The following is a 15,380-nucleotide window of genomic DNA, read 5'->3' on the forward strand; positions in this document are numbered from 1 at the left end:
TGCAGGAAAAAAATTCATGTTTGTAGTAATAGAGGATTTTCCATAAATAAGTAGTGAAATTCCGGAGTGAATGCGGCTTTGTTGACAAATAATGAGTGTTAGTAAACAAGCTTTGATTCAAAAAGGAGGGTATTTGTAATGCCGGAGTGGTTGGAGGTTATAGTTCGAACGCTCTTTGCTGTGGTTGTACTTTTCTTTTTAACAAAATTACTGGGAAAGAGACAAGTATCGCAGCTCTCGTTCTTCGAGTATATTACGGGGATAACCGTCGGCAGCTTAGCCGCTTACATTTCTTTGGATACGGATAAGTTATGGCATTTAGGGCTCATTGCACTGATTGTATGGGTAGCTTGTTCTTTAGGGATCGAATACCTTCAGATGAAGAGTAAAAAAGCAAGAGACTTTATTGATTTCAAGTCTACCGTACTAATTAAGGACGGGAAAATTCTCGAAGATCACATGAAAAAAGAACGTTTAACCACAGATGAACTGCTGGAGGAGTTACGCAAAAAAGACGTTTTCAATATATCGGAAGTGGAATTTGCGATTATGGAATCTGATGGAGCCATAAATGTTTTACTTAAGAGTGAAAATCAGCCGCTAACCCCTAAGCAATTGGGTATAAAGGTTGCTCCAGAGAAAGAGTCACAAGTTGTCATTATGGATGGTAAAGTGCTCGACAAACCATTAGATACTCTAAATCTAACGCGAAGCTGGCTTGATGGTGCCCTTGAAAAAATGGGTCTGACTGTTGAAAATGTGTTTCTTGGACAAGTAGATTCTTATGGTGAGCTGACAGTCGATTTGTATGCCGATAACTTTAAAGTCCCACAGCCGCAGGATAAGCCACAATTATATGCTTTGCTGAAAAAGTGTGAAGCTGATTTAGAGATGTTCAGTTTATCAACAGATAACGAAAAAGCTAAAAAAATGTATGAACAATGTTCGGAGCAATTGCAAGCTTCACTGAAGGTTTTGAAACCGTTAATTCAAAACTAAGGGTATAGATAAGGCACTCTCGAGTGAGATCGAGGGTGTTTTTTTTATATTAATTTAAATAAATGTAATAATATGGGCACAAAGTAGCTGTACAACTTCAAAATATTAATTATAGTTGAGATTAGGCTGGAGTTATAGATGACACAGGATTGGAGGAATGTCCTCGCTTTTTATTTAAATCACAAAAACAAGGAGGAAGATGTTCACGTGAAACTAAAAGGAAAATTTTCATTCGGAATTATGGTTACGCTTACAACTTCGCTGGTTCTAGGTAATTTGGTATGGAGTAACCCTACCGCACAGGCAGCAAATATTTTTAGCAATGATTTTGAGAATGGAAATGCCGACAATTGGACGAGTACAACAGGAACTTGGTCTGTAGTTGAAGAGAGTGGCAATCATATGTATTATCAATCCAGTCAAAACGAAGGACGTTCGTTCTCCGGTAGCAACACGTGGACAGATTACAGTGTTCAAGCCGATGTGAAGATTGATAATTTCAATGGAACTAATCGAACTTATGTGTGCGGGCGCTATGTTGACGGAAATAACTATTATGCTGCATCTCTGTCTAACAGTAATGGTGGGACGCTTGAAATACGAAAAAAGGTGAATGGTTCAAGTTCAACACTGGCTAGTAAAACTGATTTTCCTATAACCACTGGAACTGCCTATACAGTTAGGCTGGAGCTTAGTGGAGATTCGCTTAAAATGTATGTAAATGATGTTTTGCAGTTAAATGCACACGATAACAATTTGACGGCAGGAGGTATTGGACTTGTAGCTTATAAGACAGCAGCGAAGTTCGACAATATCAATGTCTCCGATATCACAACGGGCACTCCGACATCTACGCCTACCGTAGCACCAACAATTGCACCAACGGTAGCTCCTACGGCTACTCCAACAGCAAGCGCAACCCCCACTGCGACAGTAGCTCCAACCGCCACTCCAACTGCAACACCAATTGCAGGCTCGATTTATGTAGCCCCTAATGGTCTGGACAGCAACGCAGGAACAATTGGTAGTCCAACCACACTGGCCTCAGCGATTACGAAGGTAGCCCCCGGGGAAACCATCTATATGCGTGGAGGGGTTTACACGTATTCTTCAACAATAATTGTTGGACAAGATAATAGCGGAAGCTCTAACTTACGAAAGAACATCGCTGCATATGGGACTGAGAAGCCTATACTGGATTTTTACGCCCAGCCATTTGACCCAGCTCAACGTGGTTTGCAGATATACGGAAACTACTGGAAGGTAAAAGGATTAGAGATAAGAGGCTCAGGAGACAATGGGCTCTTTATTGGCGGGAACTATAACATTATTGAGAATGTTGAAACCCATCATAATCGGGATTCGGGACTGCAAATCAGCCGTTATGCTTCATCTCTGACCAGCATGAGTCAATGGCCGAGCTATAATCAAATCATTGGAGTATACTCTCATGATAATTATGATCCAGATAATGGAGAAGACGCTGATGGTTTTGCTGCTAAGCTGACTATAGGTCCTGGTAACGTATTTGATAAATGTATAGCTGCATGGAATACAGATGACGGCTGGGATCTTTACAGTAAATCAGAAACAGGCCCCATCGGAGTGGTGACGATCAAGAATAGTATCTCCTATAAGAACGGACAGACCTCAGATGGAAATTCAACGGCAAACAGCGATGGGAATGGATTCAAACTAGGTGGTGAAAAGATTGCAGTAAACCACATTGTACTGAATAGCATCGCATTTCAAAATAAAAAACACGGATTCACTTACAACAGTAATCCAGGTTCCATCCAGTTAACAAATAATACTTCTTGGAGTAACGGACAGAGTAACTTTGCTTTTGATACCGGTACTCACCAATTTACGAACAACTTGTCTTTTGCAGGAGGATCGAGCGATAAAACAAGTGGCACCGATATTCTAAGTACTAATGTGTGGTGGAAGAGTAATGCAAGTACCAATGCCAAGGGTTTGGTAGCCAGTGCCGCTGATTTTGTAAGTCTTACGCCTTCAGTGGTGCGAAATGCTGATGGATCTTTTAGTCTGGGCAGTTTCCTCAAATTAACTGGGGGTAGCGACCTAATCGGATCTGGAACACCTAGCGGAACTAATATTGGTGCTACATTTCCTTGATTTGAAATCTAGGGGTTTGATGGGCATGAGTTCGGTACTATACCGGACTCATGCCTTTTTGCTCTGATATAAGAATAAACCTTCCATTTCATTGGCAAACTAAGCCAGATTAACAAGTCACAATCTTGGAGGTATGCCGCAGATGTCTGGAATTATTGAAACAATTAAAGAACAACTAGAGGGATCTAGTGATGCAGTTTTTCAATCCATTCGCCTTCACGGGCATTCCTGCCACTTGATCTATATCCCATTCATTGTGAATTCCCTGAGTCTTCATAAGGATATTGCATTGCCGCTAAGAAATGAAGCAAATTCAGAGCACAAATGGTCTGATTTTTTAGAACGACTGGATCGAGGAGCTGTTTTTCCAATCCCGTATCTTAAGGAGTTTGACTTAAACAAGGCTGTAGATCTGATCGTCGCTGGAAAAGTAGTGCTTTGTTTTGAAGAGCTTCCTTATGTTTATTATTTTGAGATCACGCAATATCAGAAAAGATCGGTCACGGAATCACAAAATGAACTTGTGGTGATTGGACCTCAAGAGGCATTTATTGAAGATATTGAAACGAATCTGTCCCTGCTCCGACACAAAATTAAACATCCGGATCTAAAGACTATTCATTATACGATTGGTAAATATACAAAAACCGATGTGTATGTTGTATACATTGAAGGTCTTTATAAAAAAGAAGTTCTTGCTGAAATTGAAAAGCAAATAAATGAAATAGAAATTGACGGAATATTGGGCATTAGTTATATATCGGAACAATTGCGGAAGGGGAACTTGACACCATTTCCGGTATTTCAATATACAGAACGCCCCGACTCGGTGGCAGCTTCTTTAATGGAAGGGCGGATTGGAATATTACAGGATGGCACACCCACTGCAATGATTGCACCTACATCTTTTTTTACAATGCTACAATCCTCTGAGGATTATTATCAAAGCTTCTATGCAGCAAGCTGGATTCGAATCGTTCGATTTGTGTTCTCCATCATATCCATGATTCTTCCATCGCTTTATGTTGCGATTACAACCTTTCATCCTCAGATCATTCCCTCAAACCTGTTAATTACAATAGCATCTGCCAGAGAGAATATTCCTTTCTCAGCCTTGACTGAGGCTTTAATCATGGAGCTTACCTTCGAGGCCCTTAGAGAAGCTGGAACCCGAATACCAAAGCCTGTGGGCCAGACCGTTTCTATTATTGGGGGTATAGTCATCGGTCAAGCTGCGGTACAAGCAGGAATTGTATCTGCTCCAATGGTCATTGTTGTTTCTATTACCGGAATTGCCACCTACATCATTCCCCATTATGAGCTGGGTTTGACTTTTCGTTTACTTCGTTTCCCTTTATTGATTATGGGGGGGACGATGGGATTACTCGGGGTATATATTACAGCCTTTTTGATTTACGGGCATCTGGCTAATCTTAGGCCGTTAGGTTCACCGTATTTACAACCCGTTGCTCCTTTGGTGTTACAAGACTGGAAGGACACATTATCTCGTTTTCCCTCTAACTATATGAAGAAACGAAGCAATATTTATAGCAACAGGAATCTAAGGAGACAGAAACAAAAATGAGAACTCTAAAAATTGGAGTTGTTATACTTCTACTCCTAAATGTAACAGGCTGCTGGTCGTCCAAGGTGGAACTGGACGAATTAACCTTTGTATACGGCTTGTTTATAGATGTAGGCAAAGAAGCAGGCACCGTTGAAATTACGATTAACTCTCCTTTGCCCAATCGTCTTAACTCATCAAGCCAACCCGCTAGTGGTGGCGGCGATGGAAATAGTTATTCTACAGTTTCCAAGACCGCAGATACGATAGCAGATGCCATGTTACTAGTCCAAAAAGACCTAACACGTCAGCTTAGTCTTTCCCAATTAAAAATAATCGTCTTAGGGAAAGCTTATGCAGAACAAGGAATCGGTGAACTTCTGTTATGGATTAGACGAGAGCCAGCCCTTCCCCTTGGAACCTATGTCATGGCGAGTCCCGGCAGTGCCAAAGAGATGAATACATTAACACCTATCTACGAACAATTGCCTTCTGATGTACTAATGAGCTTTGGAACAGAAAAATATATGTTTTCAACTACAATCAAGGACTGCTTGTTCGCCGAGGCATCTGGAGTTGGGTTTGCTATAAATAATCTTTCATTTGGTAAAAAAGAGGAAACTACAAAAGAAGGTAAACCACAATATTGGGCAGGCATTCAAGGGGCCATGTTGTTTCAGAATGAGAAAATGAAGGGAATACTAAAGCTTAAAGAAGGTAGGGCATTGGCATGGGCCGCAGGCAAGCTTAAGCTGTCGGTTTATTCTGTTACCTGGGATGGAGGAGAAAGTGCGGCAAGTGTTGTATTTGTTAGCACCAAAGCTTCAAAGAAAGTAAAACTAACGGATAAAGGCCCAGTGTTCACAGTGAAATTAAAAGGAAAAGCTAGTGTGATTTATTTAAGGGACCCTAAGAAAAGAAATCTAGAAGAGATCAGTAATATCATTACAGAGAAACTAAGCGATAAAATTACTGCTAATCTGACCGAAGCTATACGTTTATCCCAAGAAGCAGGTGCGGATGTTCTACAACTCGGCATGTTACTGGAATGGAATGATCCGAAACTTTGGAAGGAAGTAAGAGAACGTTGGGATAATTACTACACTCACGAGGCAGATATTAAGGTGGCAACGGACTTTCGCATTGTAGATTTTGGAACAGCAAAATAAAGAACTGAGGAATGAAAAGTTATGCGTACAACAAAGTGGCAGCTGTTCCGGTTTATCACTATTTTTTTCAGCTCACAAACCACCATTTTTTTGATTCCAACTATTATTGCTAGTTCCTCCTATCAAGGCTGGATTGCATTAATAGTTGGCTCTTTATTAGGCTTGATTTTATTATGGTTTACAATCTATGTTGGTAAGCTGCGACCTAATCAAGCTTGGGTTCACTTTGGAAAAGAGATCATTGGCAAATGGCCACATAAATTTATGCTACTGGTCCTACTATGCTGGTGTGTTTATTATGTTTCTTACGATATAGAGAACTTTGTACTATTCTTTGGTTCAAATTATTTAAGAGGAACTCCGCCGCTGTTTATTCAGCTTGTAATTGGTTTGGTGATTATGTACACAGCAAGTCTAGGTTTTGTAACGATTACATATATGGCCGACGGATTATTTATTATTTTTCTAATAACCACGATCATTTTATTTAATTTGTTCCTTTCGAACGCGGACTTTAATATGGTACCTGCTTTCTTTCATTATCATGATCCTGGAATCGCCCTGAAAGATTCTATTGTGGTCATGTCATGGTTTGGAGAATGGATTGTGCTTTTGTTCATTGCACCTGATTTAAAAATTGAAGCGAAAATGATGAAAAGATTAGTATTTGCGCAGTTCTATGTTTCAATTACGGTCTTAATAGGATGGTTATTGACAATGATGAGTTTTGGTCCACATTTAGGCCAGCAACTCCAATATCCTTTTCTTGAGATGGTGCGTAGTTCAAAAGAAGATAATTTATTAGGTAATACTGACCCGCTTTTGATTGGAATATGGTCGTCTTCGATGTTTATTCACAGCGCTTTCCTTATCTATGTAGCTTCAAAATGTGTAGCAAGTTTGTTTAATACTAATAGTAAAAAATTTTACGTTCCCCTTTTAACACTGGCTTCAGTGACAATAGCATACTTATATTCACGCGACGTCGGCAGATATTACGAACACTACAAAAGCTTTGCCATTGTGATCATTTGGCTAATCGTTGAAAGCATACCCATCTATTATGGGATTGTAGCCTTTTTTCGATATCGGCATAAGACTGCGAAATGAAAATCGAATGGAAGACGGGTGCTGTCTAATTATGGACAGTGCTTTTTTTGTGAATTATAAATCGGGTACGCTTTCTGTTATGATTAAAGCACTTATTACATAATTATCCTCAGATTGGATGGTGTATTCACATGAATCTTCAAGAAGTAACTGAACTTATCAAATCTATTAGGGCCAATCTTGCCAAAGTCATTGTAGGAAAAGAGGAGGGAGTAGACCTGCTGCTGACCGCATTACTTGCGAATGGACATGTCTTGCTGGAAGATGTACCTGGTACGGGTAAAACCTTGCTGGCAAAGGTTCTTGCCAAATCATTGGATTGTTCATTTAAGCGCATACAATTTACGCCGGATTTATTGCCTTCCGATTTAAGCGGGATCAACTATTACAATCAGAAGACGGGAGAGTTTCAGTTCAGACCAGGTCCGGTATTTGCTAATATACTGCTGGCTGACGAAATTAATCGTGCAACACCTAGAACCCAATCCAGCCTACTGGAGTGTATGGAGGAACGGCAAATTACTATCGATGGGGTAACGCACGGATTAGAAGCACCGTTTCTTGTCATTGCTACTCAGAATCCGATAGACAACCAAGGGACCTTCCCACTGCCTGAGGCTCAATTAGATCGATTTTTGATGCGGATTACTACGGGTTATCCTACCTTTGATGAAGGGATACATATTTTGCAGCGTTTTCGTGAGAATAATCCGCTCGAAGAGTCTTTTCCTGTAGCAACGGCACAAGATATTCAAGCCGCACAGCGTTTAGCCGCATCGGTAAGTATCAGTGATGATTTATTAGGTTATATCGTACGGATAACGGAAGCTACACGCAAATCTACGGCAGTAAAACTGGGTGCGAGTCCACGTGCCAGTGGCGCGTTGCTTAGATCAGCTCAGGGATATGCACTTATTCAAGGCAGATCCTATGTAACACCGGATGATATCAAAGCCGTGGCTGTTTCCGTGCTTGCACATCGTCTGCTGCTTCATCGGGGATTAGGCTCAAGAGAGGGACAAGCCGCGGATATTGTATTGCAAGTGCTTCGTGAAGTTGAGGTGCCTGCTGAACCCGTGACGTCCTTAAGAGGCGGAAAGGTGGAATGACCTATGGCTTTGCCTTGGTTCATTTTCATTACAGTGGCGTTGGTGTTACTTCTTGCTGACATTTATAAACGGAATGGTCTGAAAGCGCTTAGTTATTCTCGTTATTTTTCAAGTAAGACTGCTTATGAAGGAGAACGTATTGAGATGATCGAGGAGATCATTAATGCGAAGCTTCTTCCTTTGCCGTGGCTCCGATTGGAGTCTAGTATTGCGAGAGGTCTGGAATTTGGAAGTCAGGATAATCTTGGGATTAGTACAGGAGAAATCTCTCAGAATCATATTAGTTTATTCTATTTAAAATCTTATCGTCATATTAAAAGACGGCATCAAGTGACATGTGAGCGTCGTGGTTTATATCGTTTAGAATCCGTGACTATGACAACGGGAGATCCATTTGGTTTGACTCGAAAAAACAAAACATATCCACTCGAGTTAGAGTTGTTGATCTATCCCGTTCTGCTGAATCTAGACGAGCTTCCATTGCCCATTCATAGCTGGCTGGGTGAGCTTCCTGTGAAAAGATGGATCGTTGAAGACCCTTTTCTGACTGCTGGCATTCGTGAATATAGCTCAGGAGATTCTATGGGATTGGTAAACTGGAAGGCTACAGCACGTACTGGTGTTATGCAGGTTCATAAAAAAGATTACACGGCTGATTCCCGGCTCGTCATCTGTCTGAATATAGAGGACAGTGATTCCATGTGGAGAACGGTGACTGATGTGGAACGAATCGAGCAAGGAATAAGATATGCAGCGACTATAGCTGAATACGCAATGCAGCATGGAATTGAGACCGGATTAATCTGTAATGGCAGATTGGACGATGCTGGCGAAAGAGATCCAATTGAAGCAGAGCCGATGGCTCAGCTCGAAGATATGTTAGAGCTCCTGGCAAGGCTGAAGCTGGATAGAACACTTCCTATGAGTCGACTATTGGAATTGCAGGTTGAGAGTGGAATTAGTGACACAGACTTTCTAATCATAAGCTGCCATAGGGGAGCAGAATTGCAAAAGGCGACGGATCTCCTAATGCAGCAAGGCAATGGTGTGGAATGGCTGGATATTCCGGAACAAGGGAGAGAGAGCGCATGAAGCTTACGTTGTCTGGCTATGTAAGGGAAACAGTGAAACTCTGGTTGTGGTCTATTATTGAATTGTTGCTATTTCTACCGGTTTGGGTTCTATTTCAGATTTATTTGTTGCCCCAACAAGATGAACAAATATGGTTGATTGCGCTGCCTATACTAGCTTTAGCAGGCATTCTTTTGCGCAATTTTTGCAATGTAAGATGGAAGCAATTACTTGCCGCCTTAATCCTCGGGGCATTATTAGGTGTGGCTTCAGGGAGTTTATCCATCGAAAGCCTTCCCTTAGGTGTGGCTGGAATTATATGTACATTCTTAGGGATGACGGTAGACTCTAGAAATAATAGATTCAGAATGTTTTGGATAGGTATAATAATCTATTTTGTGGCAACTATAGCGTTTCATAGAGTTCCTGAATTGGAGCTAAGTGTGCCGTTATTGACCTGGTGTGGCAGTCTGTATTTAATACTGACTTTACTTATTTCTAATAGCAGCTATATACGATACAGCGCACTTACTGAAGAGAATGAAACGCTGCCCAAAGGGATACAACGGAATAATCGTATATATGTCATTGTAATTGGAGTTATTGCAGCTGTACTAGCGGCAGGTGTCGGTAAAGCTATAGGATCATTGGTATGGAGACTCTTACGCTCATTTTTCAATTTTATTAATCAGTTATTTTCTGGCACAAAAGAACCAGAGCCTCCGCCAGCAGAATTGCCGCCAGCAACTCCGATGTTACCACCAGTTGGCGAGCAAAAGCGTGGCTGGCTAGCTATTATACTAGAATACGGGTTTTATATTTTGGCGGCGGTATTATTGGGATTTGTAGCCTATTATGCACTTCGCTGGTTGTACAGAAATGCTGGAGAAAAGTGGCGGAAAGTCATAGATGCATTGTTATCGATGTTACGTAGGGAACATACCCCTAAGAATAATACAGCATATCTTGACGAGGAGAAAAGCGTCTTTACTTGGGAACAAACCGTTCGAGGGTTAAAAAATTTCTGGAGCTCTCGTCTTCCTTCAAAACATCGTAAGGATCGCTGGGATCAGATGAATGGCGAGCAGGAACGTGTCCGTTGGCTTTATCGGCGGTGGCTTAATATAAAGCGCGATAACGGTTATGAAATGAAAAGTTATCTTACGCCGCAGGAAACAAAAAGGGATGTTTTGCTATGGGGAGATCGTAGCAAGCATAAACGTAAGGGTGATGATGATTCTTTAGCAGCAGATCAATTGATTGAAATATATGAAAAAGTTAGATACGGAGAAGACGAGCCTGCTGCTTCTGATATTGCAGCTTTGAAAAATCAACTGAAATTATAGAATCATTTTCAGAATATATGCAAATTGGAACAAATAGGTTACAAAAGACCTGTAAGAGTTACAACATGGATACAATTGGATCTGTGCTAACCACTATAATAATTCTAGTAAAATACTCGTGGAGGGAAGTCAATGAGAAAGCATAGCAGTACATATGTTGTTTTACTCTTAAGCACCTTTGTCATAAGCCAGTTGACAGGGCATACCGCTTCGGCTGCTGCAGTTAGTTCTGTTCAGCCAAAATCGGCGGTAGCTGCTGCAACTGTAACAGCTCCTAGTAATCTGGGTTCCGTTTCTTTAGGAGCTAATATCAAAGCTACACTGGAAGATGTGAATATTTGGTCACAGCCTGGAGGCAATATTTTAACTTATACAATTAACTATTCGAATGGAAGCAGCAAAAGTGCTAGCCTACTGTATTATTTTTCGAGAGTTATGACCTCTGGCGGCTCTGTTATTCCAGGGAATCCACTAAGTGCGGACGCTACTAAGAAAAAAGTGGGTTCTAACGAAAGCTTGCGCGTTACATATTATGTTAATGTCGGCCAGGTAAATTCGTTAAAAGGTATCAAGATTCCAATGTACGTTTGGGATTCCAAAACCAAGGGGTATCTCAAGCAAGTAGGAACTTTTAATATACCCGCCAACTATTCGCCAACCGCTGTAAACGGAAAAAATGTAAGCACTACAATGAATGACATTCCGGTTATTGCTAAAAGTGAATCCTTGGAGCTCTACAAATACAGCGGAAAGGTTTATGCCAAGGTGGGCATAAGCTTGACCAATAAAGGCAGCAAAGTATTAAGTGATCCTGGTTACGCAGCATATTTGGTCTCGGCAGGGGGAAGCTCGTATGAATTAGCCCTTGACCGTTCTCAGCTTAGTTATAAAATTCAGCCCCAAGAGAAAAAAACCATTTATTATCTTACAGAAATTCCTTCGTATATGAAGACGGAGAATATGAAACTGCAATTCACCCAAAAGGATGAGGCGCTGAAGCTGGAGATTGCCAAATCCTCGTACAAGCTGCCTGCGGCTACTACACCAAATCTGGTAGTTGGCAAAGGTGTAATCAAGAAAATTACCATCAATAACAATACGGTTGAAACCCAATTAAATAACGCAACCGTATACGCAGAGAACAATAAGGGATTCTGGACTTTTCAGCTGCGAGTGAAGAATACAGGAAAGACAGCCGTTACGTTACCTTCTTATGAGCTTGCTGTCAAATCCTCAACGGGGACAACCTTTCCGATCAATTCTAAGGGCTTGAGCGGATTAACCATAAAACCGCTGGAGGAAAAAATCATCCCGCTTACCGCACAGGTACCCCTTGAGGTAGAACAGAATTCACTGCAATTGCAGATGATTGAGGCTGTTTCTGCTCCAGATAATAGTGAAACGGGAACTACTGGAGAAGGTGCAGCAACTGGAAGCACTGGTGGAACCAATGTCGCTACGAGTAACACAGCTAAACTAACGGTTCCGGTTGCTTACTTTACGATCTCCTATACCTTGCGTCCTGAGATACAGAAAGGTATGGAATATAGAGCAACAAATGAATATGGGACGTTTACTTATAGTTTAGTTTCCTTGCAGCGTTTTCCATGGAAAGACGATGATATCGTTGTTGCCAGATTAAATATTACGAATACCCAATCGGTTGCCTTGTCTCTGCCGGAATTAAAGGGAGCTGTTCAGGTAGACAATGAGGACATGTCATCTTCAACGGAATTGTTTATGGATAAGGAAACTTCAACGATTGGGCCCGGTAAAAACGCTGAAATCTATGTGTTTGCCAAAATTCCTTATACACAAGAGTTCGATAAATTAAAATTAAATCTTTATTCTATGGTAAAAGAAGAGAAAAGCTCGTTCCTGTCAGTTACTACGAACAGCATGATGAACGCTGTAGCTTCTATTGAAACTGGAGGAAGTTATGTTATCTCTGGTAAAGGCAAGAACGCAAAAGTGCAAGAGAACAAAACCATTATTTATGAAGGACTTAACTCCAATCTCGTATACACAGAGCTGCTTCTGAGCAGTGAAGAGAAAAGACAAAGCAAAATGGCTCGCCTCCAAGCTTATTACAAAACGGGAGATGGTCAGCTATTCGAAGCTACAGCCAATCAGCCGGATACGTCTGCTACTCCAGGCGGTAAGCAATTAATCACCTTCTGGGCGAAGGTTCCCAAGGCTGTTAATGCTTCTGATGTAAGTCTGTTCCTTGGGCCAGGGATTACTGGGAATAAACTGACGGAACCCGGTCAGGAATCCACTGGATTTATTAATATGGCTTCACTGTCATTAAATCCGGTCACTACACCACCTGAGAAGAACTTGACGAAGGTGGCCATTTATCCGTATACCATGTCCGTTCTAAGTTCGGAAGGGCGCTCACTACAAGGCAGTGACTCTATAAATATAGTTATGAATTACAATCTTCTTCGTGACAGCAGCTATGATATGGGAACCTTCACGCATAAGCTGGTCCTCAAAATGACGGATCCATATGGTCTATCTCAGGAACGAAGCTTGAACATTGGCACCGATATTCTTGAAGGGACCAACAACTCGTATACAGCAAGCTTTAGCAATAATATGTATAAGAATTTGTCAGGAGGAACCTACCGGATCACGCTGTACGATGAATTCCAAGGCGAACGGATCGAGCTGGCTAGTCAAGCTTATAACATCAAGATTGATAGAGCAGTTGTAACTGAGAAATAGCATTTCATATCTATTATTGTACGAAGAGGAGCAGCTCCAATGTTGCGAGTGGAAAATGTAACGCATTCTTATAAAAACGGTAATGAAACTACAGCAGTGCTTCATCAAATTGACTTTTCTGTGAAAGAGGGGGAGATGGTAGCACTGCTGGGGAGCTCGGGTTCCGGTAAGTCAACGATGCTCAATCTGATGGCAGGACTAATGAAACCTACGGAAGGCCATATTTATATTGCCGATCAAGATATCGTGAAGATGAGTGAGAATAAGCTATCGGAATTTCGCAGAAAAAATATCGGGTTTATCTTTCAAGCTTATGAGCTGATTACTAGCATGACAGTCCGTGAAAATGTAGAGCTGCCGCTGGTTTTTCAATCCGTTGCACCCTCTATACGTAAACAAAAAGCTTTAGAATTGTTGGAAGGAGTCGGCATTCCTGATAAAGCCGACTTGTTCCCTTCCCAGCTGTCTGGCGGACAGCAGCAGCGTGTTAGTATTGCACGCTCCTTGATTACGGAACCATCTGTTATCTTTGCAGATGAACCAACCGGAAACCTAGATTCGAAGACAGAAGAAGAAATTATCAATATCCTGCTTAACCTGAACAAGAAGATGAAGACCACCTTCATAGTTGTAACTCACGAGCTAAAAGTCGCGGAGCAAATGCAGCGGATATTCACGCTTCGGGACGGATATATGATTACTGAAAACCAAACTTCTTCGAATACTGAACTCGAAGGGGGTATACTCATTGAGGATTAGTGATATTTCCCGCTTGGCTTGGGAACAGGTCAAACGGCGGAAAGTTGTCACAGGTCTTTGTATGGCTGGCATATCCATTGGATGTGCTGCAATCATAGTTGCATTAAGTATAGGAGACTCCGCACAGAGCTACACGGAGCGGGAAATCAACCGCAATTTCAAAATGGATGAAATTACGGTCTCTCCCAACGGAGGAATACCCTCCCAAGGAGGAGGCAGCGGATCGTCTGCGGCCAATGAAAAGCTTGATCCCGGCAGGCTGACGGCGCAAAAGCTGGAGATTATTAAAGGCTTGCGGCATGTAACTGCAGCAGCTCCCTTTCAAGAGCTAGGGTACATACAGATGTTGACTATCGATAATAAAATAACAGATGTACAGCTTATTGGAACGGACCTACGCTTGTTAACGAAATATGATAAGAAATTCAAACAAGGCGGAGCTTCTGATTTGGTAGGAATGGCTGTACTGAACTATGGTGCAACCGTTGGACTGATTGATAACGAAACTCGGCAGCGTCTTTTTGAACAACTGAGTACAGATCCATATAACAATAAGTTGATGGAACAGTACAACAGCTTAAGCATGCTTCCAACAGATATGTACAAGCAGCAGGTTCAATTACAGTCTTTTGATCCCGCCTCTCAAACCGGAGGGATGTTAGTTAGCTCACCGATTCAAGTGGTGGGAATCCTCGACAACCCGAGTGGAACGAACGAGAATATGGCTATGTACGACAAGAAGATCTATGTGTCACTAGAGACTGGCGAGCGGCTTGTAGAACAAATGAAGCTATCGAGTGGAACCGCTGGGCAAAAGGGTGTCTATAACTCAGCGATTGTAAAGGTAGACAGCACTGAGAATATCGTGGAACTAGAGAAGCTTATTCAGAAACTCACCTTAACAACAAGCACGAATTTGTATCAAAAAGAGGCACTCGCTGATACCTTCAGCATGGTCAAGAAAGCAGCTCTCGGTATAGGTGTGTTTATTCTGATTATTGCTTCGATCTCCATTATCGTTGCGATGACTATGTCCACTCATCAACGACGACGGCAGATCGGTATTATGAAAGTGTTAGGTGCCAATATGGGTCAGATCCGCAATATGTTCATTACAGAAGCGGCATTGCTCGGGATGTTGGGCGGATTGCTCGGCATAGCCTTTTCATACTTGATTGTATTAGGAATTAATAAGCTCATCGGTAACTCTTCAGGAATGGGTGGAGGCGAGCCTTTGGTGATTTATATTCCTCTGATGACTCTTCCGGTAGGGATCGCATTTGCGGTAATGACAGGGGTATTATCGGGTATTTATCCGGCGATCAGTGCATCCAGAACGAATGCACTCACGGCGATTAAACGGGATTAGCTATTTTTAAGTTGA

11 protein-coding genes are annotated in these 15,380 nt (G+C 41.7%); all 11 read left to right on the forward strand.

The window, feature by feature from the left end; translation table 11 throughout:
• Positions 1-138: 138 nt before the first annotated feature.
• The 11 genes from NSQ50_RS13960 to NSQ50_RS14010 all read left to right on the forward strand — a co-directional run bounded on the left by NSQ50_RS13960 (position 139) and on the right by NSQ50_RS14010 (position 15,365).
• Positions 139-999, forward strand: coding sequence for a DUF421 domain-containing protein (locus tag NSQ50_RS13960; protein ID WP_036678238.1), 861 nt, complete (start codon positions 139-141; stop codon positions 997-999).
• Between the two features lie 873 nt (positions 1,000-1,872).
• Positions 1,873-3,138: a right-handed parallel beta-helix repeat-containing protein gene (locus tag NSQ50_RS13965; RefSeq protein WP_370510602.1), complete on the forward strand. Its 1,266-nt coding sequence runs from the start codon at positions 1,873-1,875 to the stop codon at positions 3,136-3,138.
• Between the two features lie 142 nt (positions 3,139-3,280).
• Complete coding sequence (locus tag NSQ50_RS13970) at positions 3,281-4,723, forward strand: spore germination protein (protein WP_411830555.1); 1,443 nt, start codon at positions 3,281-3,283, stop codon at positions 4,721-4,723.
• On the forward strand, positions 4,720-5,871 hold the full coding sequence (locus NSQ50_RS13975) for a Ger(x)C family spore germination protein (protein WP_036678233.1): 1,152 nt from the start codon (positions 4,720-4,722) through the stop codon (positions 5,869-5,871). The genes NSQ50_RS13970 and NSQ50_RS13975 overlap by 4 nt, the downstream gene beginning before the upstream one ends.
• 21 nt (positions 5,872-5,892) lie before the next feature.
• Positions 5,893-6,981, forward strand: coding sequence for a GerAB/ArcD/ProY family transporter (locus NSQ50_RS13980; protein WP_076222637.1), 1,089 nt, complete (start codon positions 5,893-5,895; stop codon positions 6,979-6,981).
• A 131-nt stretch (positions 6,982-7,112) separates the two neighbouring features.
• A complete protein-coding gene (locus NSQ50_RS13985; protein ID WP_076217909.1) occupies positions 7,113-8,090 on the forward strand; it encodes an AAA family ATPase in 978 nt (325 codons plus the stop codon).
• 3 nt (positions 8,091-8,093) lie between these two features.
• Positions 8,094-9,182, forward strand: a complete 1,089-nt coding sequence (locus NSQ50_RS13990; RefSeq protein ID WP_076129323.1) for a DUF58 domain-containing protein — start codon at positions 8,094-8,096, stop codon at positions 9,180-9,182.
• Positions 9,179-10,507, forward strand: a complete 1,329-nt coding sequence (locus NSQ50_RS13995) for a hypothetical protein (RefSeq protein WP_076222635.1) — start codon at positions 9,179-9,181, stop codon at positions 10,505-10,507. The genes NSQ50_RS13990 and NSQ50_RS13995 overlap by 4 nt, the downstream gene beginning before the upstream one ends.
• Before the next feature lie 132 nt (positions 10,508-10,639).
• Positions 10,640-13,237: a hypothetical protein gene (locus tag NSQ50_RS14000; RefSeq protein ID WP_081386836.1), complete on the forward strand. Its 2,598-nt coding sequence runs from the start codon at positions 10,640-10,642 to the stop codon at positions 13,235-13,237.
• 39 nt (positions 13,238-13,276) lie between these two features.
• Complete coding sequence (locus tag NSQ50_RS14005; RefSeq protein WP_076129325.1) at positions 13,277-13,996, forward strand: ABC transporter ATP-binding protein; 720 nt, start codon at positions 13,277-13,279, stop codon at positions 13,994-13,996.
• Positions 13,986-15,365 (forward strand): ABC transporter permease, encoded by a 1,380-nt coding sequence (locus NSQ50_RS14010; RefSeq protein ID WP_179087724.1) that lies wholly within the window; start codon positions 13,986-13,988, stop codon positions 15,363-15,365. Before NSQ50_RS14005 ends, NSQ50_RS14010 begins: the two co-directional genes overlap by 11 nt.
• The last annotated feature ends 15 nt before the right edge of the window (positions 15,366-15,380 follow it).

Origin of the sequence: Paenibacillus sp. FSL R10-2788 (assembly GCF_038003885.1) — a bacterium.
Classification (GTDB): Bacteria; Bacillota; Bacilli; order Paenibacillales; family Paenibacillaceae; genus Paenibacillus_AQ; species Paenibacillus_AQ odorifer.

Excerpts from the sequence above, each read along its gene's own strand:
- NSQ50_RS13960 (WP_036678238.1), top strand. The coding sequence starts at position 139 with ATGCCGGAGTGGTTGGAGGTTATAGTTCGAACGCTCTTTGCTGTGGTT.
- NSQ50_RS13970 (WP_411830555.1), top strand. The coding sequence starts at position 3,281 with ATGTCTGGAATTATTGAAACAATTAAAGAACAACTAGAGGGATCTAGT.
- NSQ50_RS13975 (WP_036678233.1), top strand. The coding sequence starts at position 4,720 with ATGAGAACTCTAAAAATTGGAGTTGTTATACTTCTACTCCTAAATGTA.
- NSQ50_RS13980 (WP_076222637.1), top strand. The coding sequence starts at position 5,893 with ATGCGTACAACAAAGTGGCAGCTGTTCCGGTTTATCACTATTTTTTTC.
- NSQ50_RS13985 (WP_076217909.1), top strand. The coding sequence starts at position 7,113 with ATGAATCTTCAAGAAGTAACTGAACTTATCAAATCTATTAGGGCCAAT.
- NSQ50_RS13990 (WP_076129323.1), top strand. The coding sequence starts at position 8,094 with ATGGCTTTGCCTTGGTTCATTTTCATTACAGTGGCGTTGGTGTTACTT.
- NSQ50_RS13995 (WP_076222635.1), top strand. The coding sequence starts at position 9,179 with ATGAAGCTTACGTTGTCTGGCTATGTAAGGGAAACAGTGAAACTCTGG.
- NSQ50_RS14000 (WP_081386836.1), top strand. The coding sequence starts at position 10,640 with ATGAGAAAGCATAGCAGTACATATGTTGTTTTACTCTTAAGCACCTTT.
- NSQ50_RS14005 (WP_076129325.1), top strand. The coding sequence starts at position 13,277 with ATGTTGCGAGTGGAAAATGTAACGCATTCTTATAAAAACGGTAATGAA.